Raw genomic sequence first — 24,257 nt, forward strand, 5'->3', positions numbered from 1 at the left:
TTAATCCTATTATAATATAAAAAAAGAGACATACAAAAGTATGCCCCTTGAATTCTCATATGATTATTCAGCTTTTTCTTCAGTAGCTGCTTCGCCTTCTGCTGTTTCTTCACCAGCTTCAGTACCTTCTGCTGCTTCACCTTCTGCAGATTCGCCTGCTTCACCTTCTGCAGGTTCTTCAACAGTTGGAGGAACTACAGATACGATTGCCTCATCATCTTCGTTGTTGATTGTATAAGCTTTATCAGCTTTTAAATCACCAACCATAATTGAATCACCGATGTTTAAGTTCGTAACATCTACTTCGATGTTTTCTGGAATATCGTCTGGTGTAGCTGTAACTGATAATTGGAATAATGGTTGTTGAACTACGCCACCTTCTTTAGCGCCTTCTGCTTCACCTACTAAGTTAACTACTACGTCTACTGTTAATTCAGCTTTCATATTAATCGCTAAGAAGTCGATATGTGTAATTTTGTTTTTAATCGGGTTGATTTGGTAATCTGAAACCATAACTTTAACTGTGTTTGAACCTACTTCTAAATCGATAACACCGTTACGTCCAACTTCACGAATGACTTTAATGAAGTCTACTTCTTCTACTTTAACTGAAGTGTTTTTTGCACCATATCCATAAACAACTGCTGGAATTTTACCTTCGTTACGTACTTTGTTTAAGCTTGAACGTGTTTGTTTACCTTGTCTGATAATTGATTTTAATTTAGTCATAATTAAATACTCCTTTTGTGCGCAATCTATGTGCGCTCCTACACTTACCCATCAGTTGTGGAAACCTGCTTGCAAGTGTTTATTTGTCTTAAATGCTCTTCACATAATTTATATATACCCCAAGTTTTTTGAGATAAACATCTTATTTATGATAATGATTATTTTTATAATATAAAAAATAGGCTAAACGCGCTCATGGCAAGCGTTTAGCCTATCAAAATAATATTATATTTTATTTTGATTGATGATTAATCAAATAAAATACTTACTGATTCCTGCTCGTATACACGAACGATAGCTTGTGCTAATAATTCACCAACAGATAGTTGTTTAATTTTCGCTGGTTTATTTTCTTCAGGCAATAAAATAGAATTTGTAACGACTAATTCTTTAATTGCTGAGTTTTCGATTCTTTCATAAGCTGGTCCAGATAATACTGGGTGCGTACAACATGCATAAACTTCTTTTGCACCTTTATCAATTAAAGCTTGTGCTGCTAAAGTAATTGTTCCTGCTGTATCAATGATGTCATCAATGATGATGGCAGTTTTCCCGTTAATGTCGCCGACAATGTTCATTACTTCAGACACATTTGGTCTCGGACGACGTTTATCGATAATCGCGATTGGTGCTTTTAAACGATCGGCCATTTTACGTGCACGAGTTACACCACCATGGTCTGGTGAAACGATAACAAGTGACTCTTTATCGATATCTTCTTTCGCTTCAAAGTAATCAGAAAGAATTGGTACACCCATTAAGTGGTCAATCGGTAAATCAAAGAATCCTTGAATTTGTGGTGCATGTAAATCTAAAGCGATAACGCGATCGGCACCCGCTTTTTCAATCATATCGGCAACTAACTTCGCAGTAATCGGTTCACGACTACGTGCTTTACGATCTTGACGTGCATAACCATAGTATGGCATAACAACGTTAATTGTTACGGCTGAAGCGCGTTTTAATGCATCGATCATAATTAATAATTCCATCAAATGTTCATTTACAGGATTAGACGTTGGTTGAACAATAAACACGTCACATCCACGAATACTCTCTTCGATATTGATTTGAACTTCTCCATCACTAAAACGTTTAACACTACATTTTCCTAATGGAATACCGACTTCTTTCGCAATTTCTTCAGCTAAAGGAAGATTGGCGTTTAAAGAGAAAATCTTTAAAGTTGTATTTCTGTATTCATTGTTTATCATTTTGTAATGCCCCCATTTAGATATCGTATTATAATCTTCTCGACTTATGAATCGTGCCTTTAATATTATACATTACTATTCTTTATCGTAGTAGCCTTCTTTTGTAGTTTGTCTCGCACGACCTAATGCTAAACTTTTATCTGGTACATCATCCGTAATTGTAGAACCTGCTGCAACAAATGATGCATCACCAATATGCACAGGTGCCACTAAGTTTGAATTACATCCAATAAATGAATCTTTACCTACAACTGTTTTAAATTTATTTTTGCCATCATAGTTTACTGTTATTGCTCCGCAGCCTACATTTGTTCGTGCACCAATTTCAGCATCTCCGATATAACTTAAATGAGAAACTTTAGCTTCATCTTCTAATTTCGCCTTCTTAATTTCAACAAAGTTACCGATTTTCACTTCTTTGCCAATATCACTGCCAGGACGAAGTTGTGCAAAAGGCCCGATTGCTGTTCGTTCATCAACAAATGATTCTGAAATGTAAGATTGTTTAACAGTTACGCCATCTTTAATTTCACTGTTTTCAATTGTAGTATGTGCAGTAATGACAACATCTTCGCCAATCTTCGTATTCCCTCTTAATATAACACCCGGTTCGATGATTGTATCTGCTCCAATTTCTACATCCTTATCAATATATGTCGTTAAAGGATCTATAATTGTAACACCATTCATCATGTGTGCTTTATTAATACGTAAACGCATTGTTTGTTCCGCAATAGATAAATTGTAGCGGTCGTTAATCCCTAATGTTTCGCTAAAGTCTTCAGTGACATACGCTTCTACTAATTCACCTTGGGCACGCAATAATTTAATAACGTCCGGTAAATAGTATTCACCTTGTGCGTTATCGTTATCGACTTGCTTTAATAACTCAAATAATAATTTGTTGTTGAAACAGAAAGTACCCGAACTGATTTCATTCACTAATTTCTCTTCAATATTTGCATCTTTCTCTTCAACAATACGTTCTACCACACCGTGTTCATCACGAATAATACGACCATAGCCAAATGGTGTATTGGTCTTCGCTGAAAGAATCGTTGCTTTCGCACCTGTCGTCTCATGATGATGTACAAAGCCTTGAATTGTTTCTTCAGAAATTAACGGTGTGTCCCCACAAATCACAATCGTTGTGCCTTCTTTATCTGCTAAATGCTCTTCTGCCATTTGAACCGCGTGCGCTGTCCCCAATTGTTCAGTTTGCATACTAAATAACGATTGTTCCGATAATGCTTTCTTCACATCTTCAGCACCATATCCTACAATCGTTACAATATCTGTGACACCTGCCGATTTAATGTTATCGATTACATGTTGAACCATCGGCTTCCCACAAACCGGATGCAATACTTTATGAAGCTTCGATTTCATACGCGTGCCTTTACCTGCCGCTAAAATTACAGCTTGTCTCGTCATTGTTTTTCCTCCTGAAACTTATCTTTATTCATTATTATATTCAATATACAATTCATTTTACAATACATCCTAATCTTTTATGCAATATTACAAAGTTTAATAACGTTTACAACTGTACCGAATTGCTAGCTTACAGTTTGTCTAGTTTAATTATACATTATTCAAAATATTTTTTTAGTTTCTTTACCAATATTGTATCAATAAAATGATGGACAAATAAAAAAATGATAGACAATTGTAAACTAAATTTGTCTATCATTTCAATACTATTCATTTCAATTCATCATTTATAATGCATTTTGCTGTTTCTTTTTGTAGTAGTAAACCGGTACACCAAGTAATGTTATCACTATACCGATCATCGCGAGTAAAAATTGCGTAAATAAAGTATTGATTAATACAAAGGCACCTGCAATTAATGCGATTAACGGAATAATTGGATATAAAGGCACTTTATATGGACGTTCCATGTTCGGTTCGCGTTTTCTTAAAATTATTACAGCAACAAATGACATGCAGTAGAATAACCAAATGACGAACACTAACATATTTGTAATTGTATCGAATGCACCCATAGAAATCATTACAATCGCAATAACAAATTGAATAATTGCACCAAACCAAGGCACACCTGATTGCGTTAATTTAGCAAATAAATTACTGTACGGTAATAATCTTTTTTCAGCCATTGCATATGGTACACGCATGCCTGTCATCGTATAACCATTAATTGTACCGTATACTGAAATTAATATACCGATCGTAATTAATTTACCACCTGCTTCTCCAAATAAAATTTTTGAAGTATCAGAAGCTGCATTTAAATTTCCAGCAAGTTGTTCGATAGGTAATGTTAATAAGAATGTCGCATTGATTAATAAGTAAACTGCCATAACACATCCGAGACCAACAGTAATCGCTAATGGTAAATCTCGTTTAGGATTTTTTAATTCTCCTGCTACGTTCCCTACATGAATCCAGCCATCATAAGCAAACATTGTTGCTAATAATCCGCTACCGATAGCTGTAAAGAATCCATTTCCTGAATCTCCAGTTGAAGGTATTAATGAGAATGTAACATCTCCTGATTGGAAGATCCCGAAGATTACGATGACAATAATCGGTATTAATTTAATCACTAATGTAACAGATTGTAGCATTCCACCCGCTTTAGATCCTAAAAAGTTAATCAGCATAATCGATAATGCTGAAATTACTGCAACCGGAATCAATAAGCTTTCACTTAAGTGGAATAGATTGATTAATTGTGTTGCGAATACAATTGATAAAGCTGCTACGTTCGCTGGAAAGTAGATAAATGATTGTGCCCAGCCAGATAAAAAGCCCCAAAAATCCCCGTAAGTATATTCAATATACTTTGTTAATCCGCCTGTTTCAGGAATTGCTGCAGCAAGTTCTGCTGCAGTAAGTCCCGCACAAATTGTTATAATGCCTCCTAATAACCAAACGAAGAGCGCCATCCCAGCCGTTCCCGTTACTTCGGTAACATTTGATATTTTAAAGAATACACCTGATCCTATTACTGTACCCATTACAATTGCAAGGGCAGAGAAGAATCCAATACTTTTTTGTAATTCATTGTTGTTTGACATAACTACACCCCTTTTCCATATGGTTCTTAACCTACGACACCTTTACTTGTGTCTGCCATTTTTAATCCGTGTTCTATCACACCAGAAACACGTGTTAAATCAACATTTCCTCCTGAAACTAATGCAACGATATTTTTACCTTCAGTCCATTTTTTATTAATTTTACCGCTTAAGATTGCTGCTGTTGGTAATGCGCCTGCACCTTCTGTAATTATTTTCGCGCGTTGCATTAAATCTTTCATCGCATGTTCAATTTCTTCTTCAGTCACTAAGATGAACTCGTCCACTAAATGTTTAACAACTTCAAATGTTTGTTCACCTGGTACTTTCACATCACAACCGTCTGCAATAGTGCCATCTGTACGGTGTTCAGTTAACTCGCGTTTATAGAATGATTCTGCCATACCATGTACATTTTCTGCCTGCACACCAATAATATGAATTGACGGGTTAAATGATTTAAGTGCTGTTGCAACACCAGCGATTAATCCACCACCACCTACTGGTACAATCACTGTATTAACATTCCAGATGTCATCTAATATTTCTAAACCAATTGTTCCCTGACCTGCCATTACACATTTATCGTCATATGGGTGAACAATGGTCATGCCTGTTTCTTTAGCTAATTCTTCCATATATAAACGTGTCTCATTAAAGTTTTTACCTTTTAAGATTACTTTTGCACCGTATCCTTCAGTCGCTTTTTGTTTTGCGATTGGTGCTGTTTCCGGCATCACGATTGTTGCTTCGATACCTAAAAGTTTCGCAGTAAGAGCAACACCTTGTGCATGGTTACCAGCAGATGCAGCAACAATTCCTTTTGCTTTTTGTTCTTCTGTTAAGTGATGTATTTTATTATTGGCACCTCTAAATTTGAAAGACCCAGTATATTGCATGTTTTCTAGTTTTAAATACACATTACCATGTGTAATATTTTGACTTAAGTACATAGATTGAATTAATGGTGTTCTACGAATAAATGGTTTAATTCTAGCTTTAGCTTCTTCAATATCTCCTAAATTTACAATATGAGCAGTTTGTAATGCGATAGGGTTTGTTGACATAATAATGACATCCTTCCTACTTTTTATTTTTTATTTTCAGTCACGATCAACTTATGCGATAACATTTAATATTTCTTTATATTCCATATCATGTGAATCAGCTAAACCTTTATTCGTTACTTGGCCTTTATATACGTTAACACCTGTACTTAATGGCTGATTATCTTTAATTGCTTGTTCTAAACCTTTGTTACAAATCTCTAATAAGTAATCAATATTACCTTGTGCTAGTGCCATTGTAGATGTTCTTGGTACTGCACCTGGTTGATTTGGAACGCCGTAATGAATAACGCCTTCCTCAATATAAATCGGATCTGATATTGTTGTTGGTCTAATTGTTTCTACTGTTCCACCTTGGTCGATAGCGATATCAATGATTACTGATCCTTTTTTCATTGATTGAACCATTTCTCGTTTAACAAGTTTCGGTGGTTTTGCACCTGGAATTAAAATTGTTGAAATAAATACATCTGCTTTTTTAATTTGTTCTGATAAGTTTTCTGGTGTTGATTTAACAACTTCAACATCTTTTCCAGCATATTGAGATTTTAAGTATTCAATTCTGTCGTCGTTTAATTCAATGATGATTACTTTAGCATTTAATCCTAAGGCAATGTTTGCAGCGTTTGTTGCAGCAACGCCTCCTCCGAAAATAACATATGTGCTTGAAGGAATATCTACAATTTCTTTAACACCTGTTACTAAAGTACCTTGTCCACCGTGTTGTGCTTCAGAGTAGTACGCACCCATGATTGCTGAACGTTGACCTGCAATTGCACTCATCGGCGCAAGCAATTCTGCTTTACCGTCTTTAATGATTGTTTCACCACTTATTGCAGTCATACCAACACTTTGCATTTTTTCAACAATCTCTTTTGAAGAAGCTAAATGTAAGAATCCCCAAATAATTTGATCTTTTTTGAAGAATTTGTATTCACTTTCATGAGGTTCTTTTACTTTAATTACTAAGTCTGCTTCCCACGCTTGTTCATGCGTTACAATTGTTCCACCTTCAGCTTGATACATTTCATCAGTGAATCCTGAACCCACACCTGCATTTTTCTCAACAACAACTTCGTGGCCTGCTTCTGTTAATTTTCGAACATTTTCAGGTGTACAAGCTACGCGTCCTTCACCTTGTTTTAATTCTTTAACTACGCCTACTTTCATTTTCAGCACTCCTTTTGTGATTGATTTCACATGTACTATATCCCGAGTAGTCGCTATTGTAAATATAAATTCAGCACTATTAATATTTTATACACATTATTTTTGTCTCCACGACCTTTGGCAATGCATCAACAAAACACTTGTACAATTGTTTTTCTGAAAAGGACAAATATTTAGTGATATTAATCACATTTTATATTAATGTTTAGACACATACTCTCCAAACCCTTCAGGTAAACGCTTACACATAAAGTTTTCATGTTTTTTCATTTATGAACTTTGTCTATTTCAGGTGGAATTTTGTTGGCTTTAACGGTTTTATGTGCTAATTTAAACGTGTAAAACAAATCAAAGGAGTGAACATGAATGTCGAAAGTACTACAACAGTTCTTAACGGAAAACTTAGATCATTTAAAGAACAATGGTCTGTATAACGAAATTAATGTCGTTGAAGGCGCAAATGGTCCAAAAATTAAAATTAAAGGACAAGAATTAATCAACCTTTCATCAAACAACTACTTAGGACTTGCCACTCATGAGCGATTAAAGAAAGTTGCGAAAGAAGCAATTGACTCACACGGTGTAGGAGCTGGTGCCGTACGTACAATTAACGGTACATTAGATTTACACGCCAAATTAGAAGAAAAAATTGCTGAATTTAAAGGCACGGAAGCTGCGATTGCCTTCCAGTCAGGGTTTAACTGTAATATGGGAGCAATTAGCGCAGTGATGAATAAAGATGACGCGATTCTTTCTGATGAGCTAAACCATGCATCAATTATTGACGGATGCCGCTTATCGAGAGCAAAAATAATTCGCGTAAAACACTCAGACATGGATGATTTACGTGCGAAAGCGAAAGAAGCAGTTGAATCAGGATTATACAAAAAAGTAATGTACATTACTGATGGCGTGTTCTCAATGGACGGCGACGTTGCGAAGTTACCTGAAATCGTAGAAATCGCTGAAGAATTTGGTTTAATCACTTACGTTGACGATGCACACGGATCAGGTGTTATGGGTAAAGGTGCAGGTACAGTGAAACACTTCGGCTTACAAGACAAAGTAGATTTACAAATGGGTACATTATCTAAAGCAATCGGTGTTGTTGGTGGTTATGTAGCGGGATCTAAAGATTTAATCGACTGGTTAAAAGTAGCTGGACGTCCATTCTTATTCTCAACTTCATTAACACCGGGAGATACAAGAGCGATTACTGAGGCCATTGATATTTTAATGGAATCTACAGAGTTACATGATAAAGTTTGGGAAAATGGCCATTACTTAAAAGCTGGTCTAAAAAAATTAGGCTTCAATATCGGTGATTCTGAAACACCAATCACACCATGTATTATCGGTGACGAAAAAACAACACAATTATTTTCTAAACGTTTAATGGAAGAAGGCGTATATGCGAAATCAATCGTCTTCCCAACAGTACCAAAAGGCACTGGACGTGTACGTAACATGCCAACTGCAGCACATACGAAAGAAATGTTGGATGAAGCATTAGCCATTTATGAGCGTGTTGGAAAAGAATTAAATATCATTTAAAAAATAATAATTTTTATATAAAGGAGAAAATAACATGAAAAGAATTATGATTACAGGGGCTTTAGGCCAAATTGGTACAGAATTAACGTTAAAATTACGCGAAATCTACGGTGTTGAAAATGTATTGGCAACAGATTTACGCCGTCCAGAAGAAGGCGCTAAAGTATTAGAAGGGCCTTTCGAAGAATTAGACGTAACTGATGCAGAACGTATGGACAAATTAGCTGGTGAATTTAAAGCAGATACAATCATGCATATGGCAGCGCTTTTATCAGCAACGGCTGAGAAGAATCCAGTATTCGCATGGAACTTAAACATGGGTGGTTTATTAAACGCATTAGAAGTTGCACGTAAATACAACATGCAATTCTTCACACCATCATCAATCGGTGCATTCGGACCAAGCACACCAGCTGACAATACACCACAAGTAACGATCCAACGTCCTACAACAATGTACGGTGTAAACAAAGTATCAGGTGAGTTATTATGTGATTACTACTTCCACCGTTTCGGTGTAGATACACGTGGCGTACGTTTCCCAGGTCTTATCTCTCACGTTAAAGAACCAGGTGGCGGTACAACAGACTATGCGGTAGAAATCTACTTCAAAGCAGTACGTGAAGGTAAATACACTTCATACATTGGTAAAGATACATTCATGGATATGATGTTTATGGATGATGCGATTGATGCCATCATTAATTTAATGGAAGCTCCAGCTGAGAACTTAAAAGACCGTAACGCATTTAACGTTACAGCAATGAGTATCGATCCTGAAATGGTAGCAGCAAGCATTAGAAAATTCATCCCAGAATTCGAATTATCATACGATGTAGACCCAGTACGTCAAGGTATCGCAGAAAGCTGGCCAAATTCAATCGACCCAACTGAAGCGAAGAAACAATGGGGCTTCAATCCTAAGTTTGACTTAGATAAGATGACTGAAGAAATGTTAACAGCGATTAGAGCGAAAGAAGCTTAAAAAGTCGCCGAAATACAAAGACGAGCGCATCAACGTTACTGTTGATGCGCTCGTCTTATTCATTATTCTATTACCTCTACTGATTCATCATTTGATGCATCACTAGTTTGTTCAGACGTCTGACTCAGTTCACTTGGATGTATTGCTTCAGTTTCGTCATACACTTTCATTACCGCCGATTGAATCTCTTGACGCATTTCGCTATTAATCGGATGCGCGATATCACGGAATTCACCGTCAGCGGTACGTTTGCTTGGCATCGCCACGAATAAACCATTATTTCCTTCTATCACACGTAAATCGTGGATTACAAATGCCTCGTCCAGCGTAATTGAAACTAAAGCTTTCATTCTACTGTCCGTAGCTAATTTTCTCATTCTAACATCTGTGACTTTCATCTTAGATAGCCTCCTAAATAATTGTAAGTTAAAAATCTACTTAACTTTTAGAGCTACCGCTTCGATCTCAACATTCACATCTTTAGGTAAACGACTTACTTCAACACAACTTCTAGCTGGTAGATGTTCATTGAAGTATTCACCATACACTTCGTTGATGACTGGAAAATCATTCATATCACTAATAAAAATCGTTGTTTTTACTACCGATTTTAAATTTGATCCACTTTCCTCTAATACAGCTGATAAATTGTCTAATACTAATCGTGTTTGTTGTTCAACACCCTCACCGATTTGCCCTTCTTTATCGATAGGTAATTGACCACTTGTGTAAACCATATTATTAACTACTACTGCATGACTGTATGGTCCGATTGCTTCTGGTGCATTTTTTGCAAAAATAGATTTCATGATGTTATCTCCTTTTTATTTAGAAAATTTTTCTAAGCAATTCCCTTTTTCAACTGTAAAAGACTGATTATATTCATCTACGTCGGATAATTTCACTAAAGAGGTATAGTCTTGAATCAAGCGATTTTTAACTTCTTTTGATTCTACTAAGACTGTTACCCCTTTAACAGTCGCTTTAAACTCGTTCATTAAATTCATCACGCCTGTAATTGAGCCACCTGCACGCATAAAATCATCTACAATCAGTACTTTAGAGCCTTCAGGTAATGTTCTTTTTGACAATACCATTGTTTCAATTTTTCGTGAAGAACCCGAAACATAATTTATCGAAACAGTTGAACCTTCAGTGACTTTATTATCCTTACGAATGACAACTACAGGTAAATTAAGTATGCCTGCTACTGCATTGGCTAACGAAATACCTTTTGTAGCAATCGTTACAACAGCATCTAATTCTTCTTCCATATACATCGTGGCAATGAGTTTACCGACTTGATTTAGCAGACTTGGTGTACCTACTAAATCAGACATAAATAAGTAACCACCTGGCAGTAAGCGATCTTTCTCCTGGAGCATGTCACAAAGTTTAGTGACTAACTGATCTGCTTCTTTATAAAACATCTTATGTTTAAAAGTCACACCACCACTCGCACCTGCAGTTGTCATAATCGTTCCAATTTCTTCTTTAACAAATGTATCTTTAATGATTTGAACATCTTCGCTAATCGATGATTTAGCCTGACCAAATTTTTCAACAAAATATGTTAATGGTACGAGTTCATTTGGATGACTTAATAAATAACTCGTCATATATACAATTCGTTCACTTCTTTTAAACTTCATTATTATCCCTCTTTACGCATATTATATATCAAATATAACACAAACGTTCGGATTTTAAAATCACCCGAGCATACGTACCATATAAACTTCTTTACAACAACCTTTTAATGCATTTACAACATTCTTTGCTTGTCTCTCTTTCGCTGCTAAACCATACACAGTCGGACCACTACCACTCATTAGTGCAATATCCGCCCCCGCCTTCATCATCGTATCCTTTAACGTTTGAATAATCGGGTGCATCTCAATCGTTACACTCTCCAAACGATTACCTAAATGTCTAATCATCTCATTGTAGTCACCTGCTTCAATCGCTTTCGCACAAGCAGTACTATTAATTGCTTTATGCGGCTTCGACAAATCAAGTGCTGTGTACACTTCCTGAGTCGACACACTAATATCAGGCTTCGCTAAGATCACCCAGCATGCAGGGGGTTTTGGTAAATGCACAAGCTGCTCTCCACGTCCTGTACATAAGCTTGTCTTTCCATGGACGCAAAACGAAATATCGGATCCAATTTCAGCTGCATGTTCTGCTAATGTTTCTAGTGAAAGACCTAGTTTAAATAATCGATTGATTCCGCGAAATGTAGCTGCAGCATCACTCGAGCCCCCTGCTAATCCTGCTGCAATCGGGATCGTCTTATCTAAAGTGATTGTCACACCACAATCCAGACTATATTTATCCATCATAATCTTCGCTGCTTTATACGCTAAATTACGATTGTCATTAGGGACATAAAGATGTTCAACTTTTAATACAATCTTCTTATCTTTGCGCTTCTCAAGCGTTAGACGATCATATAAGTCGACTGTTGTCATAATCATTTCAACTTCATGGTAACCGTCTTCTCGTTTATATAAAGTATCTAACGTTAAATTAATTTTTGCTGATGCATTTTCATAAATCATAATAATTCCTCACTAAACAAAGATTTGATTATATTTTATCACAAGTCACGGACTACCATTTCATGAATTGAAAATAAATATACAAAGTTAAAGCCTACTCCAAATGGAATAGGCTTTAACTTCTATTGTACAAGAAATTCTTCTTGCTGATCATTTACAAATGTTACTTGCACGTTTTCGGTCAATACGTCTGTATATGTATATGACACGCGTTCAAAATTATGTTTATCTTGGTCTAATTCAACCACGAAAACTGATGGATAAGTTTCTTTAAGCACTCCGCGGCGCTCAATTAACTTTTTACGTCCTCCATTAGCTCTTAGTACAATTTGATTTCCTAACTGACAATCAAGAATTTTTTTGATGTCTACTAATGTTTTTGGCATAGAAACCCACCTCACTATGCCTAAAATTATAGCATTTTGCATGTAAATAGTCAATAAAATTTTTAATTTTATCAATTAAAATTACGCTTGTCAATATTTTATATCACTATTTCCGGGTAATTTTTTATATTATTTGCAAGTTGTGCAAATTCCTCTAGTGATAAGCTCTCTCCTCGGCGACTCGGTGCGATATTACTACTTTCAAGCCATGCTAATATTTCATCTTTATATTCTTTACTGTTCGGGAACAAGCTCATATAATTGTTTAAAATCGTTTTTCTTCTTTGGACAAAGGCGCCGCGTGTCAATTTGAAATAAATTTTCTCATCGTTTACTTTAACACGTGGCTCAGGTAATGTAGTTAATTTTACAACTAAAGAGTCGACGTTCGGTGGTGGCATAAATACCCCTTTCGGCACAACCATCACACGTTTCACATCTGTGTAATACTGAATGGCGATCGACAATGAACCATATGCTTTCGTTGATGGTACAGCCGTCAAACGTTCTCCTACTTCCTTTTGCATCATTACAACATAGCTATTAATCTTTAAATGTTGTTCTAATAATCCCATTAATATAGGCGTCGTAATATAATACGGTAAGTTGGCTACAACAAATATTTCGTCACAATCTGCTAAATACATATCAATTGCCTCTTGAACGTTTGCTTTCAATATATCTTCGTTAATCACTGTAACATTATCATAAGGGCTTAACGTATCTGCTAGAATCGGAATCAAACGTTGATCAATTTCAAAAGCAAGTACATGTTTCGCTTTACGTGCGAGTTGCTCAGTTAACGAACCCATTCCCGGACCAATCTCAATAACACCACACGTCTCATCAATTCCTGCAGCATCAATGATATTGCGGATAACGTTTGGATCTACTAAGAAATTCTGACCTAAACTTTTTTTAAATTTAAAACCATATTTATTTAATAATTCCTTTGTACGCGTTGGTGTTGCAATATCATTTATCTCCATCATGATTCTCCTTATATTCTAAATTCAATGCGTCTAACACATCTAATTCTGTAATACCAAATGCATTGAGTCTATGAAATAGCTGTTTACCGTTACAATAACCAATTCTTAAATTCTTACATAGTTCTTTACGTTTCGATGCAGCATGCGGTCCGATAATTAACCCTAAATCTACTAATAATGCCTTTGAAACAGTTTCTGAATCATGTTCAAATGGTGATGATACACTTAAAAGCGCTTCACGAATAGCTTCAACCGGGGCGTGTTCAATCCCTACTTTACCCCGTTTATTACAAGCAATATCAGCATCAATAAATGCATGTTTGACACTCGGTACGCGTTGTTCAATTGTTTTTCTAATCTTATTTCCCGGGTAATCAGGATCTGTTAATACAATGACACCGCGAACTTCAGCAGCATGTGCAATCATCTCTATTGTTTCATCATTGATGGCCGATCCATTTGTTTCAATCGTATCACATTCTACCGCCATCTTCACACGTGTCGTATCATCCTTACCTTCTACGACAATCATTTCATTTATCTTCATCTTAATCTTTCCTTTTATCTTACTTCTATACAATATTACAATTATACTTGATAATTTTAAAATGGATAGCTTTATTTACACAAAAAATAAGCAGAGACACATTGTCTCTACTTATTTCCTAATCCACCAAACAGCTTTTCTGCATTTTTTGTCGTCTGAAAAGCAACTTCTTCATAGCTAATACCACGTAAGTTCGCGATTTCTTCTGCTACAAGTTTAACATGCATCGGTTCATTGCGTTTGCCACGATACGGATGCGGCGTTAAATAAGGGGCATCCGTTTCCACAATTAACTTATCAAGCGGTACATGTTGCGCTACTTCTTTCGGTTGCTTCGCATTTTTAAATGTTACTGGACCGCCTAATGAAATCATGAAGTTTAACTTCAATACTTCATCACAAGTTTCTGAGCTGCCACTGAAACTATGCATCACGCCACCTACTTCTTGTGCGTTCTCTGACTTCAGGATTTCAATAACGTCAGCAGTTGCCTCACGATTATGAATGACTATCGGCAAATTCACCTCTTTAGCAAGTTGAATTTGTCGTTTAAACACTTCTTTTTGAATGTCTTTCGGTGACTTATCCCAGTGATAGTCTAGCCCCATTTCACCAATAGCAACAATTTTAGGATGTTCAGAGAGCTCTTTAATCCACTCATAATATTCATCCGTGAAATCAATCGCATCTACCGGATGCCAGCCAATCACACCATAAACAAAGTCATATGCATCGATAAGCTGCATTGTACGTTTTATTGTTTCTTCATCGAAGCCGACAACAATCATTCGATCAATACCGTTTTCAAGTGCTCGATCGATTACTTCCTGTAAATCTTCGTCATACTGATCTGCGTTTAAATGAACGTGTGTATCAATTAACACAATATCACTCCTCGTTTATATTATTTTACGATTGAGCCGTTCTCAATTGCATTCGGTACACTTACTAACGTTAAAGCGCCATCTTTTTCAGCCGAAAGAATCATACCTTCTGATTTTTCACCACGAAGTTCGACTGGTTTAAGATTCGTTACGACAATGACTTTTTTTCCGATAATTTCTTCTGGTTTATAGTATTCAGCAATGCCCGAAACGATTTGACGTTGTTCAGATCCTAAATCCACTTGAATTTTTAATAGCTTTTTCGCTTTTTTTACATAGTCTGCATCGATAATTGTTGCAGTCTTAAGTTCTACTTCGTTGAATGTATCAATTGTAATTTCCGGCTTACCTGGTACAACTTCAGTTTCTTCTTCCACTTTAGCAGGGGGTTGCATTGTACTCTTAATGAATTCCACTTCAGCTGCTGTATCTAAACGCGGGAATATCGGTGTTGCTTTCTCAACAACTTTCAATTCACCAATCTTGCCATACGCATCAAGGCTTGCAAATTCAAATAACGTTGGATCCTGAATATTTAATTGATTAAAGATCTTCGTAGGTGCTTCAGTTAAGAATGGACGTAATAATACTGCTGCGAAACGAATATTTTCAACTAAATGGTACATTACACTTTCTAATAAATCTTTCTTATCTTCTTCTTTAATTAAAATCCAAGGTGTTGTTTCATCAATATATTTATTCGTTCTTGAAATTAATTTCCAAACTTCTTGTAATGCTACTGAGTATTGTAAATTTTCCATTGCAGCATCGTATCTTTCTTTTGTTTCTAAAGCTAACGCCTCAATTTCAGCATCCACCTCATGCATTTGACCTTTATACCCTGTAAGATTACCATCAAAGTATTTATTAATCATCGCAATTGTACGGTTTACTAAATTACCTAAATCATTTGCTAAATCAAAGTTTGTACGGTCAACGAACGCTTCAGGTGTAAACACACCATCAGAACCGAATGGTAATTCACGCATTAAATAATAACGCACTGCATCTAAACCGTAACGGTCGATTAAAATATGAGGATCCACTACATTCCCTTTAGACTTACTCATCTTGCCATCTTTCATTAAGATCCATCCATGCGCAAACACTTTCTTTGGTAATGGTAAATCAAGCGCCATTAACAATATCGGCCAAATAATTGTATGGAAACGCACAATCTCTTTCGCCATAATGTGGACATCCGCTGGCCAGTATTTTTTAAATTCTGAATCATCTTCAGAAAGATATCCTAAAGCTGAAATATAGTTTGTTAAAGCATCTATCCATACGTATACAACATGTTTCGGATTAGATGGTACTTTAATACCCCAATCAAATGATGTACGCGATACCGCTAAATCTTCTAAACCAGGCTTAATGAAGTTATTTAACATTTCATTTTTACGTGAAACAGGTTGAATAAATTCCGGATGCTCTTCGTAATATTTCACTAAGCGATCTGCATATTTACTTAAGCGGAAGAAGTAACTCTCTTCTTTCACAAGTTGTACAGGGTGACCAGAATCAGGACTCTTACCACCTACAATTTTGTCGCCTTCCATAATCGGATCAACAAGTTGTGTTTCAGTGTAGAATGTTTCATCCGGTACTGAATACCAACCTTCATATTCACCTAAGTAAATATCATCTTGCGCTAATAATTTTTCGAATACTTTTTCTACTACAAGTTTATGACGTGCTTCTGTCGTTCTAATAAAATCATCGTTAGAAATATCAAGCTTTTTCCATAACGCTTGAATATCTTCGATAATTTCATCTAAATATTCAATTTCTGACTTACCAGCAGCAAGTGCTTTTTCCTGAATTTTTTGGCCATGTTCATCTGTACCTGTTAAGTACTTCACATCATAGCCCTGCATTCTCTTATAACGAGCGATTGCATCGCCAGCAACTGTTGAATATGCATGACCAATATGCAATTTTCCGCTCGGATAATAAATCGGTGTTGTAATATAAAAAGTATTGTTCGTCATGTTCGTCCTCCTAGTTATATCTATCTTTTAAATATACATAAGTTTGCTCTATTTTTCAATATTACTAATCTTTACAATTCGACAAGTAATTTTATTTATTTAATGTAAAATCAAGTAAAATTATATGTTTTGTATTATTACATAACATTACTAAAGCATTACAAATAAAGAATTTGAGTATAATTTATTGACATTGTAAAATTACGGTAGTAAACTCTTATTAAGACAAATGTCGAACAATTACGTCGTTTTGTCGAATTTACTAAAATTTCTATTAAAACAATTTTTGGAGGAAATATATCATGAAATCTACTGGTATCGTAAGAAAAGTTGACGAATTAGGACGCGTAGTTATTCCAATCGAATTACGTCGTATTTTAGACATCGCTGAGAAAGACGCTTTAGAAATTTACACAGATGCTGACAAAATCATCTTAAAGAAATATAAACCAAGCATGACTTGTGCTGTAACAGGTAACGTTTCTGAAGATAACTACTTATTAGCTGGTGGTAAATTAGTATTATCTAAAGAAGGCGTTAAACAAATTTTAAAAGAAATCGAAGCTAAAGAAAAATAATATGGTATACAAAAATAGGATGAGATTAATCTCATCCTATTTTGTTTGGATCTAAGCCGTTGAGAACTGCCTCTCAATCTACATGGTAAATCTGATACACTTCATTCTTTTTCATATCACGGTCTACAGCAACTTGCTTAATGGCATCCTTATTACGTAATCCTTCTTTTACATAATGATTTACATGATCTTCTATCGACAATTCTGACCACCAATTAACATCATTCTCACCATTACTTCCTTCAATAACAATGACAAACTCACCTTTAAGCGTAATATCTTTTTCTAAACGCGTAATGATATGTGACACTGTGTCTGTTTCAACTTGCTCAAATTTCTTTGTCAATTCACGCGCAATCGCAACTTTTCGATTTCCATCTATTTTTTGTATCGTTTCTAAAGTATGTTTCACACGAAACGGCGACTCATAAATAATAACTGTATGAGGTAGTCCCATGAGATTCACTAGTCTATCTTTCTTTTCATTATCTTTGCGCGGTAAAAAGCCATCAAATAAAAATGAATATGAACTCACCCCACTCGTCATTAATGCAGTTAGTGCAGCATTGGCACCTGGCACTGTCTCTACTTTAATGCCTTGTTCACGTGCTACTACCACAAGTTCATAGCCCGGATCACTGATAAGTGGCAGTCCTGCATCAGATACAAGTGCAATATTATTTCCTTCTAATAACAGATCAATAATATAATCCGTCACTTGTTCTTTATTATGCTCATGATAACTTTTAAGCGGTGTATCAATTTCATAGTGCATCACGAGTTTCTTTGTCACACGTGTATCCTCACACAAAATAATATCCGCTTCTTTCAACGTTCTAATAGCTCTAAACGTGATATCTTCTAAATTCCCAATCGGCGTCCCTACTAAGTGTAAAATCCCGCTCATAACATATCTCCTTGAATGAGTTTTATTTTTTGATGTCGTGTTAATTGCTTAATCGCATATTCCCTTTGCATCGCTTCACGTTTAGTCTCGAAACGTTCCTCATAAATGCGTTTCACCGGCAATCTATTTCGCGTGTATTTTGCCCCTTTGCCTGCATTATGCGTTTCTAATCGTTTATCCAAATCGTTTGTATATCCAGTATAAAGTGTACCATCACCGCATTCTAAAATATAAATATAATGGTTACCCATAATACACCACATTCATTTCCTTAGAATATTGCTGTGCTTCATTGTAAATATAAAATGGCGACATTACTTTAACGTCTGCTTTTCCACCTTTTATTCCTTCCACAACAACCGTGATAGCTTGTGGTTTATTTGGAGATGAATAAATAGGATAAATCACTTTCGGTTCAATACCACCATTCCTCATATCCGTCACAACATCGACTAATCTATCCGCACGTTGTACAACAACAAATTTACCACCTTGCTTAAGTAAATGTTTAGCTGCCTGCACACAATCCATAAAAGTACATAATACTTCTGTTCTGGCAATACGATGTGCTTCTTTTAAATGCTGATAATCTTGATTAGCTCTAAAATAAGGTGGATTGCAAGTGACAATGTCAAACTGACTGGGAATAAATTGTTGTTGAACCCCTTTAATGTCCATTTCATGCACATAAACTTGCGATTCAAGTTTGTTATAACGGATAGAACGTCTTGCCATATCTACGAGTTTAGACTGAATTTCTATCGCTTCAATCGGCATATCTGTTCTATCTGAAAGTAGCAAAGGAATAATGCCATTCCCTGAGCATATATCCATAACTTTATCTCTTTTCTTTAACGGCGTGAAATGCGCAAGTAATAGCGCATCCGTAGAAAATGAAAATACTTCATCGTTTTGAATAATTGATAAATTTTCTTTAATTAACTGATCCAATCTTTCATTGTGTAACAACATTGACATTCCTCCAATAAAAAAAGGCTTACGCCCTTTTTTATTCTTTATCAGATAGTAAACTCAAACAAAAGATACAATCACCGCCACCGCGATGTTTGCCAAATAAGTCGGTCGGACAAATGTGGAACCCTTCAGCATATAACATTGCTAAATTATCTTTACTTTGAAGGACTTTACTATTATTTTTTTTCGGTTCTTCTTTCGGAACTTGTATAAATCGCTGTAAGTTATCATTTTCTAATTTTAATGCGACATTCTCTTCTACTAATGCAACTGTAAGTTCTTTTAATGTCTCATAACTCTCATTTACACTATTGATTTGCTTTTCGAGCTTCGTTAAGGCATTAAATAATTCATCTCGGTTCATCATAAACCTCCTAAACTTCTACCTCATCGATATGATACACTACAGGTGTTTCCATACCTTTTAATTTTACTTGCATTGTCACGTCTAAAATATTTAACCCAATTACTCGACCGATTCCTTCAGGCGTTTGGATTTCTTCACCAATATCGGGTAGTTTGCGTCTTGTTTCTTCATAATAATCATTTTCATACTTTAAACAGCACATTAAACGGCCACAAGCCCCAGAAATTTTAGTTGGATTAAGCGACAAGTTTTGATCTTTTGCCATCTTTATAGATACAGGTTCAAAGTCCCCTAAATAAGTCGCACAGCATAAACTACGACCACATGGTCCAATCCCACCTAAAATCTTTGCTTCGTCTCTTACACCGATTTGACGCAATTCAATACGTGTCTTTAAATCATACGCTAAACTTTTGACAAGTTCGCGAAAGTCTACACGTTCATTTGCCGTAAAGTTAAATATAATCTTAGCTTTATCTAGCGTATATGTTGCATTCACTAAACGCATATCTAAATTATGATTCTTAACATGCTTTTTACACAATTCCAACGCATAGTCCGCATCAAGCATATTCTGTTCGTACTTCAATATATCTTGTTCTGTCGCTCTACGATTTATCATCGTTACTGGCAACACAACATCTTCTTCAGACACAAGTTTATTCGGAATAATAACACGGGCAAGTTCTATCCCGCGCTTTTTATTATCGATTACAACTAGTTCATTCACTGCAAATTTCTCATCACCAGGTTGATAATATTCTGTACGACCCGATTTTTGAAATTTAACACCTATAATTTCTATCATTATTTCACCTCATCCAGCATTTGAATCGCCATTTCCTCATACACTAACGTAACATTAACATATTGCAATAATTTTTGTTTCGCCTTTAATGTATGATCAATCAAATTGACACATCTTTGTATCGTCAAATTGCTTGCTTGTTGCTGGATTAATTGTACACTTTCCGGATAACTCACAATATCATCACCAATAAGGGTATACATGATATCTTGTAAATATAGCTGCATTAAGTCAATACCAAGCAATTGCTTCTCTCTGTTATCAAGTGTACTCAGCACGCTTACAATTTGAATTAATCCCATTGTATCACTGTTGAGCAACATTTGGCACCACTTAATTATTGTAGACTTTATCTCAGAGAAGTCATTTACTTCATTCCATTGCGTCGCTTCTTCTTCACTAAAATTAAGACGATTCATTGTCGCAAGTAATGATTTCGGAATGTTTAAACCTTCCTGATTTAATAAGTTATTACATGTTGCTTGTACGAATATATGCTGACATCTTGAATGAATGGTAGGCAAAATTAATTTCGGTGCAGTCGTTACTAATATTGCGATAGTATTTTCGGGGGGTTCTTCTAAAAATTTTAATATGCTATTCTCACCTTGCACAGTGACTTTATCAAAATCCATAATTATATACACTTTATGTGTACCTTCTATCGGCTTTTGATTCATCCGATGCAGCACATCTTCAATCATTTCTTTCTTAATCGTTGCCTCTGACGTTTCAAGTAACAGAAAATCTGCATGGTTTAAATTATGAACACGACTTGAGCACGTTTCATTGTTACGACATAATATGTTCGCAGCAAACTGCATCGCTTCATGTTTCAGTTGATTTCTATTCTGTCCATCAAACAAATATGCATGACTTAATTTATTGTTTTCTACTAAATATTGAAGTTGCTCAATCATGAATCCTACCCCTTTTTATAATGAAAAAGCTGCACAAGGCAGCTCTTAATTAAAACTGATGAAACTGTTCTATTGGCATTACAAATACTGTTGCGCCGCCTACTTCAACTTCAACAGGATATGGTATATATGCATCAGCGTTGCCACCCATCGGCGTAACCGGTGTTACAATCTGCTCTCTATTGCCACATGTCTTATTAATTAAGTTTAACAACTCATTCACACGTTCATCTTCGACACCACATAAAAATGTCGTATTACCAGCTCTCAAAAATCCACCTGTAGAAGCAAGTTTTGTAGTTCTAAAATCATTTTTGGTTAAGACATCAGATAAACTCTGACTATCTTGATCTTGTACAATAGCAATTACCATTTTCATTGAAATCACCTCTTATCGTATTTCATCAATTATAACATAAACTATTTTAATCTTTGATATATCGCTTGTAAGCATTGTTGTAATACCTCTTCGACCGATTGTGTTGCGTCAATCCTTTGAATACGCTCAGGATGCGCTTTTAACAACGCTTCATATCCTTCAACAACACGTTGATGGAAAGTTAATGCCTCTTTATCTAAACGATTCGTTTCACGCGCATTTTGTGAAATACGTGAAAGGCCAACTTCAGGAGCCACACTTAAATATAACGTTAAGTCAGGATATTTACCTTCAATAGCAAATTCATTAATTGAACGAATCGCCTCAACACCTATACCACGTGCATAACCTTGATAAGCTAAAGAGCTATCGATAAAGCGATCGCACAACACAATTTTTCCTGCTGCAAGTGCTGGTAACACCTTTTCTACAAGATGTTGTCTGCGACTTGCTGCAAATAATAACGCTTCAGTTCTATAATCCATTGCAGAAGCATCATCAAGAATAATTTTTCTAATATCTTCACTAATTTTAATACCACCTGGTTCTCTCGTCGTTACCACGTCATAATCTTTACTTAATACTGCTTTAATTTCATTGATTATCGTACTCTTCCCTGAACCTTCTGGACCTTCTATAGAAATAAAAATACTCATTATAATCTCCTATTCAATTACTCTTATTTTAAATTGTTCAACACCATGGACATGTCCACCAGCTGCAATGAATTTTTGAATATGCTGAATATGGTGCATCGTAATTGCTTCACCTGCTAAAATATATGGAATACCTGGTGGGTATGGAATAATATGCTCTGCACTTATTTTTCCAACACATTCCTCTAACGGCATATATATCGCATGCATTGTTTCCTGGGAAATATATATCCCACCCGTTTGATTATATAATAATTCAGCTTTAGCTTCACTTAATAATGAACGTGATTCAAACTGCAATGCTTTAAATCTATCTAATAAATCTTGAAACAAATAATGATCAGTTTTATGCCATAATGGTAAGACACATAGGACAAACTTTTCATTCGATAATTCTGTATAGATTCCTTTTTCTTCTAACAAACCCGCAATTTCTGAACCTGAATAGCCATCAAGTGATAACATGACCTTCAACGGATCAGCAACTTCTATTACGTTGAATATTTTTTTCAATGTATTTATCAATAGCATTCTTCTTTCAAAAAACAATGTAGCATCATACGATTGATAAAATTGATTCGCCTGCTCTAAGCCAAGCATCAACATATATGAAGGACTAGATGATTGTAGTTTAGATAAATGAGCATTTACCTGTTGCAACATATCCTCATTTACTAATTGATTCATATGAATGACAGAACTCATCGTAAACGCTGGCAACGTTTTATGAAACGACTGTACTACGAAATCTGCATCATAATTTAATGTACTTTTTGGGAAACGCTGCGTAATATCAAAATGGGCACCATGGGCTTCATCTATTAATACAGGAATATGACGTTCATGAAAATAATCAATAACAGCTGCTATATCGTATGTTTCACCAAAGTAATTAGGATATGTTAATACTGCCAATTTAATATTTTTAAGTTGAGATTCATCAATGTGTTTTAAATGAACACCACTATATTCACCAGTGTCACGAGAAACCGATGTAGGTAATATATACGCACTCCCATTACCAAGTGAAATGGCATTATATATAGATTTATGTGCATTTCTCATGATTGCAATGGATAGTGTGTCTCCAGCTTGAATATAAGAAAGAATAACAGCAAGTAATCCTACTGACGTACCATTTACAAGAAAACGTGATTGATAACCCTTTTTATTTAATTGTAATTCACTCTCTTTAATGATGCCTTCCGCATGATGATAATCATCCATCCCAGAGATTTCTGTAACATCATATTTAAGTTCTAATTGATTCAATGTGCCAATGGTTTGATAATGATGACCGGGGACATGCAGTGATATAGGCGTTTTCTTAAAATGTTCTAACATTGCATTATATAGTGCCATAATATGACCACCTTTATGTATGAATATATTCTTATTCCCTATTGTATCAACATATCAGATAACAGTATAAAGTAATATCTCATAGAAATTCTTAAAAAAATGCAAAAAAAAGAGACCTAACAGGTCACTCGTTTGCGGCTCATCGCATCCATTTAAGGTATTACTATAAATC

The 24,257-nt window shown here is 35.5% G+C and carries 27 protein-coding genes; 3 read left to right on the forward strand and 24 right to left on the reverse strand.

What is annotated here, in order from left to right; all coding sequences use genetic code 11:
- Positions 1-63: 63 nt before the first annotated feature.
- From OCL94_RS11680 to ald, 6 genes are all read right to left on the reverse strand, one after another.
- Entirely contained in the window at positions 64-729 is a 666-nt protein-coding gene (locus OCL94_RS11680; RefSeq protein WP_262997097.1) for a 50S ribosomal protein L25/general stress protein Ctc, read from the reverse strand.
- Positions 730-977: 248 nt separating this feature from the next.
- On the reverse strand, positions 978-1,943 hold the full coding sequence (locus OCL94_RS11685) for a ribose-phosphate diphosphokinase (protein ID WP_262997098.1): 966 nt from the start codon (positions 1,941-1,943) through the stop codon (positions 978-980).
- 75 nt (positions 1,944-2,018) lie between these two features.
- Complete coding sequence (gene glmU / locus OCL94_RS11690; RefSeq protein WP_262997099.1) at positions 2,019-3,377, reverse strand: bifunctional UDP-N-acetylglucosamine diphosphorylase/glucosamine-1-phosphate N-acetyltransferase GlmU; 1,359 nt, start codon at positions 3,375-3,377, stop codon at positions 2,019-2,021.
- 287 nt (positions 3,378-3,664) lie between these two features.
- Complete coding sequence (locus OCL94_RS11695) at positions 3,665-4,990, reverse strand: APC family permease (protein ID WP_262997100.1); 1,326 nt, start codon at positions 4,988-4,990, stop codon at positions 3,665-3,667.
- Between the two features lie 26 nt (positions 4,991-5,016).
- Positions 5,017-6,057, reverse strand: a complete 1,041-nt coding sequence (tdcB, locus tag OCL94_RS11700) for a bifunctional threonine ammonia-lyase/L-serine ammonia-lyase TdcB (protein ID WP_262997101.1) — start codon at positions 6,055-6,057, stop codon at positions 5,017-5,019.
- 51 nt (positions 6,058-6,108) lie between these two features.
- Entirely contained in the window at positions 6,109-7,227 is a 1,119-nt protein-coding gene (ald, locus tag OCL94_RS11705) for an alanine dehydrogenase (protein ID WP_262997102.1), read from the reverse strand.
- Positions 7,228-7,593: 366 nt separating this feature from the next.
- Between ald and OCL94_RS11710 the strand changes: the two genes are divergently transcribed.
- Positions 7,594-8,781: a glycine C-acetyltransferase gene (locus tag OCL94_RS11710; protein WP_262997103.1), complete on the forward strand. Its 1,188-nt coding sequence runs from the start codon at positions 7,594-7,596 to the stop codon at positions 8,779-8,781.
- Between the two features lie 34 nt (positions 8,782-8,815).
- Complete coding sequence (locus OCL94_RS11715; RefSeq protein WP_262997104.1) at positions 8,816-9,766, forward strand: L-threonine 3-dehydrogenase; 951 nt, start codon at positions 8,816-8,818, stop codon at positions 9,764-9,766.
- 62 nt (positions 9,767-9,828) lie between these two features.
- Here OCL94_RS11715 and spoVG read toward each other — a convergent pair whose 3' ends face one another.
- From spoVG to metG, 9 genes are all read right to left on the reverse strand, one after another.
- Positions 9,829-10,164: a septation regulator SpoVG gene (gene spoVG, locus OCL94_RS11720; RefSeq protein ID WP_262997105.1), complete on the reverse strand. Its 336-nt coding sequence runs from the start codon at positions 10,162-10,164 to the stop codon at positions 9,829-9,831.
- A 36-nt stretch (positions 10,165-10,200) separates the two neighbouring features.
- Positions 10,201-10,575 (reverse strand): RidA family protein, encoded by a 375-nt coding sequence (locus tag OCL94_RS11725; protein WP_317618564.1) that lies wholly within the window; start codon positions 10,573-10,575, stop codon positions 10,201-10,203.
- Positions 10,576-10,590: 15 nt separating this feature from the next.
- Positions 10,591-11,418 (reverse strand): pur operon repressor, encoded by an 828-nt coding sequence (purR, locus tag OCL94_RS11730; protein ID WP_262997106.1) that lies wholly within the window; start codon positions 11,416-11,418, stop codon positions 10,591-10,593.
- 60 nt (positions 11,419-11,478) lie between these two features.
- On the reverse strand, positions 11,479-12,330 hold the full coding sequence (gene ispE / locus OCL94_RS11735; protein WP_262997107.1) for a 4-(cytidine 5'-diphospho)-2-C-methyl-D-erythritol kinase: 852 nt from the start codon (positions 12,328-12,330) through the stop codon (positions 11,479-11,481).
- A gap of 122 nt (positions 12,331-12,452) precedes the next feature.
- On the reverse strand, positions 12,453-12,716 hold the full coding sequence (veg, locus tag OCL94_RS11740; RefSeq protein WP_096077819.1) for a biofilm formation stimulator Veg: 264 nt from the start codon (positions 12,714-12,716) through the stop codon (positions 12,453-12,455).
- Positions 12,717-12,814: 98 nt separating this feature from the next.
- Complete coding sequence (rsmA, locus tag OCL94_RS11745) at positions 12,815-13,705, reverse strand: 16S rRNA (adenine(1518)-N(6)/adenine(1519)-N(6))-dimethyltransferase RsmA (RefSeq protein ID WP_317618565.1); 891 nt, start codon at positions 13,703-13,705, stop codon at positions 12,815-12,817.
- Positions 13,692-14,255, reverse strand: coding sequence for a ribonuclease M5 (rnmV, locus tag OCL94_RS11750; RefSeq protein WP_262997108.1), 564 nt, complete (start codon positions 14,253-14,255; stop codon positions 13,692-13,694). The genes rsmA and rnmV overlap by 14 nt, the downstream gene beginning before the upstream one ends.
- 107 nt (positions 14,256-14,362) lie before the next feature.
- Complete coding sequence (locus tag OCL94_RS11755; RefSeq protein WP_262997109.1) at positions 14,363-15,139, reverse strand: TatD family hydrolase; 777 nt, start codon at positions 15,137-15,139, stop codon at positions 14,363-14,365.
- A 20-nt stretch (positions 15,140-15,159) separates the two neighbouring features.
- Positions 15,160-17,133 carry a methionine--tRNA ligase gene (gene metG / locus OCL94_RS11760; protein WP_262997110.1) on the reverse strand — a complete coding sequence of 658 codons (1,974 nt, stop codon included), beginning with the start codon at positions 17,131-17,133 and terminating at the stop codon, positions 15,160-15,162.
- A gap of 302 nt (positions 17,134-17,435) precedes the next feature.
- On the opposite strand from metG, the gene OCL94_RS11765 reads away from it, so the two are divergent.
- On the forward strand, positions 17,436-17,711 hold the full coding sequence (locus OCL94_RS11765; protein ID WP_262997111.1) for an AbrB/MazE/SpoVT family DNA-binding domain-containing protein: 276 nt from the start codon (positions 17,436-17,438) through the stop codon (positions 17,709-17,711).
- A gap of 73 nt (positions 17,712-17,784) precedes the next feature.
- On the opposite strand, the gene rsmI is transcribed toward OCL94_RS11765, so the two are convergent.
- The 9 genes from rsmI to OCL94_RS11810 are packed head-to-tail and all read right to left on the reverse strand — an operon-like array spanning position 17,785 to position 24,085.
- Entirely contained in the window at positions 17,785-18,618 is an 834-nt protein-coding gene (rsmI, locus tag OCL94_RS11770; protein WP_262997112.1) for a 16S rRNA (cytidine(1402)-2'-O)-methyltransferase, read from the reverse strand.
- Positions 18,615-18,869 (reverse strand): GIY-YIG nuclease family protein, encoded by a 255-nt coding sequence (locus tag OCL94_RS11775; RefSeq protein WP_262997113.1) that lies wholly within the window; start codon positions 18,867-18,869, stop codon positions 18,615-18,617. The genes rsmI and OCL94_RS11775 overlap by 4 nt, the downstream gene beginning before the upstream one ends.
- Positions 18,862-19,590, reverse strand: coding sequence for a tRNA1(Val) (adenine(37)-N6)-methyltransferase (locus OCL94_RS11780; RefSeq protein WP_262997114.1), 729 nt, complete (start codon positions 19,588-19,590; stop codon positions 18,862-18,864). The genes OCL94_RS11775 and OCL94_RS11780 overlap by 8 nt, the downstream gene beginning before the upstream one ends.
- A gap of 37 nt (positions 19,591-19,627) precedes the next feature.
- Complete coding sequence (gene yabA / locus OCL94_RS11785) at positions 19,628-19,957, reverse strand: DNA replication initiation control protein YabA (protein WP_262997115.1); 330 nt, start codon at positions 19,955-19,957, stop codon at positions 19,628-19,630.
- Positions 19,958-19,967: 10 nt separating this feature from the next.
- Entirely contained in the window at positions 19,968-20,768 is an 801-nt protein-coding gene (locus OCL94_RS11790) for a PSP1 domain-containing protein (protein ID WP_262997116.1), read from the reverse strand.
- On the reverse strand, positions 20,768-21,688 hold the full coding sequence (locus tag OCL94_RS11795; RefSeq protein WP_262997117.1) for a DNA polymerase III subunit delta': 921 nt from the start codon (positions 21,686-21,688) through the stop codon (positions 20,768-20,770). Before OCL94_RS11795 ends, OCL94_RS11790 begins: the two co-directional genes overlap by 1 nt.
- A 49-nt stretch (positions 21,689-21,737) precedes the next feature.
- A complete protein-coding gene (locus tag OCL94_RS11800; RefSeq protein ID WP_262997118.1) occupies positions 21,738-22,067 on the reverse strand; it encodes a cyclic-di-AMP receptor in 330 nt (109 codons plus the stop codon).
- A gap of 41 nt (positions 22,068-22,108) precedes the next feature.
- A complete protein-coding gene (gene tmk / locus OCL94_RS11805) occupies positions 22,109-22,723 on the reverse strand; it encodes a dTMP kinase (RefSeq protein WP_262997119.1) in 615 nt (204 codons plus the stop codon).
- A gap of 9 nt (positions 22,724-22,732) precedes the next feature.
- Positions 22,733-24,085, reverse strand: a complete 1,353-nt coding sequence (locus OCL94_RS11810; RefSeq protein WP_262997120.1) for an Orn/Lys/Arg family decarboxylase — start codon at positions 24,083-24,085, stop codon at positions 22,733-22,735.
- Positions 24,086-24,257: the final 172 nt, after the last annotated feature.

This window comes from Macrococcus capreoli, assembly GCF_025628935.1.
Taxonomy (GTDB): domain Bacteria; phylum Bacillota; class Bacilli; order Staphylococcales; family Staphylococcaceae; genus Macrococcoides; species Macrococcoides capreoli.

Excerpts from the sequence above, each read along its gene's own strand:
- OCL94_RS11710 (WP_262997103.1), top strand. The coding sequence starts at position 7,594 with ATGTCGAAAGTACTACAACAGTTCTTAACGGAAAACTTAGATCATTTA.
- OCL94_RS11695 (WP_262997100.1), bottom strand. The coding sequence starts at position 4,990 with ATGTCAAACAACAATGAATTACAAAAAAGTATTGGATTCTTCTCTGCC.
- OCL94_RS11810 (WP_262997120.1), bottom strand. The coding sequence starts at position 24,085 with ATGGCACTATATAATGCAATGTTAGAACATTTTAAGAAAACGCCTATA.
- rnmV (WP_262997108.1), bottom strand. The coding sequence starts at position 14,255 with ATGAAGATAAATGAAATGATTGTCGTAGAAGGTAAGGATGATACGACA.
- ispE (WP_262997107.1), bottom strand. The coding sequence starts at position 12,330 with ATGATTTATGAAAATGCATCAGCAAAAATTAATTTAACGTTAGATACT.
- OCL94_RS11795 (WP_262997117.1), bottom strand. The coding sequence starts at position 21,688 with ATGATTGAGCAACTTCAATATTTAGTAGAAAACAATAAATTAAGTCAT.
- rsmA (WP_317618565.1), bottom strand. The coding sequence starts at position 13,705 with ATGGAGATAAATGATATTGCAACACCAACGCGTACAAAGGAATTATTA.
- veg (WP_096077819.1), bottom strand. The coding sequence starts at position 12,716 with ATGCCAAAAACATTAGTAGACATCAAAAAAATTCTTGATTGTCAGTTA.
- OCL94_RS11800 (WP_262997118.1), bottom strand. The coding sequence starts at position 22,067 with ATGAAAATGGTAATTGCTATTGTACAAGATCAAGATAGTCAGAGTTTA.
- tmk (WP_262997119.1), bottom strand. The coding sequence starts at position 22,723 with ATGAGTATTTTTATTTCTATAGAAGGTCCAGAAGGTTCAGGGAAGAGT.
- OCL94_RS11765 (WP_262997111.1), top strand. The coding sequence starts at position 17,436 with ATGAAATCTACTGGTATCGTAAGAAAAGTTGACGAATTAGGACGCGTA.
- OCL94_RS11775 (WP_262997113.1), bottom strand. The coding sequence starts at position 18,869 with ATGGGTAACCATTATATTTATATTTTAGAATGCGGTGATGGTACACTT.
- ald (WP_262997102.1), bottom strand. The coding sequence starts at position 7,227 with ATGAAAGTAGGCGTAGTTAAAGAATTAAAACAAGGTGAAGGACGCGTA.
- tdcB (WP_262997101.1), bottom strand. The coding sequence starts at position 6,057 with ATGTCAACAAACCCTATCGCATTACAAACTGCTCATATTGTAAATTTA.
- OCL94_RS11725 (WP_317618564.1), bottom strand. The coding sequence starts at position 10,575 with ATGAAATCTATTTTTGCAAAAAATGCACCAGAAGCAATCGGACCATAC.
- OCL94_RS11680 (WP_262997097.1), bottom strand. The coding sequence starts at position 729 with ATGACTAAATTAAAATCAATTATCAGACAAGGTAAACAAACACGTTCA.
- OCL94_RS11715 (WP_262997104.1), top strand. The coding sequence starts at position 8,816 with ATGAAAAGAATTATGATTACAGGGGCTTTAGGCCAAATTGGTACAGAA.
- purR (WP_262997106.1), bottom strand. The coding sequence starts at position 11,418 with ATGAAGTTTAAAAGAAGTGAACGAATTGTATATATGACGAGTTATTTA.
- OCL94_RS11790 (WP_262997116.1), bottom strand. The coding sequence starts at position 20,768 with ATGATAGAAATTATAGGTGTTAAATTTCAAAAATCGGGTCGTACAGAA.
- yabA (WP_262997115.1), bottom strand. The coding sequence starts at position 19,957 with ATGAACCGAGATGAATTATTTAATGCCTTAACGAAGCTCGAAAAGCAA.
- rsmI (WP_262997112.1), bottom strand. The coding sequence starts at position 18,618 with ATGAGCGGGATTTTACACTTAGTAGGGACGCCGATTGGGAATTTAGAA.
- OCL94_RS11780 (WP_262997114.1), bottom strand. The coding sequence starts at position 19,590 with ATGTTGTTACACAATGAAAGATTGGATCAGTTAATTAAAGAAAATTTA.
- spoVG (WP_262997105.1), bottom strand. The coding sequence starts at position 10,164 with ATGAAAGTCACAGATGTTAGAATGAGAAAATTAGCTACGGACAGTAGA.
- glmU (WP_262997099.1), bottom strand. The coding sequence starts at position 3,377 with ATGACGAGACAAGCTGTAATTTTAGCGGCAGGTAAAGGCACGCGTATG.
- OCL94_RS11685 (WP_262997098.1), bottom strand. The coding sequence starts at position 1,943 with ATGATAAACAATGAATACAGAAATACAACTTTAAAGATTTTCTCTTTA.
- metG (WP_262997110.1), bottom strand. The coding sequence starts at position 17,133 with ATGACGAACAATACTTTTTATATTACAACACCGATTTATTATCCGAGC.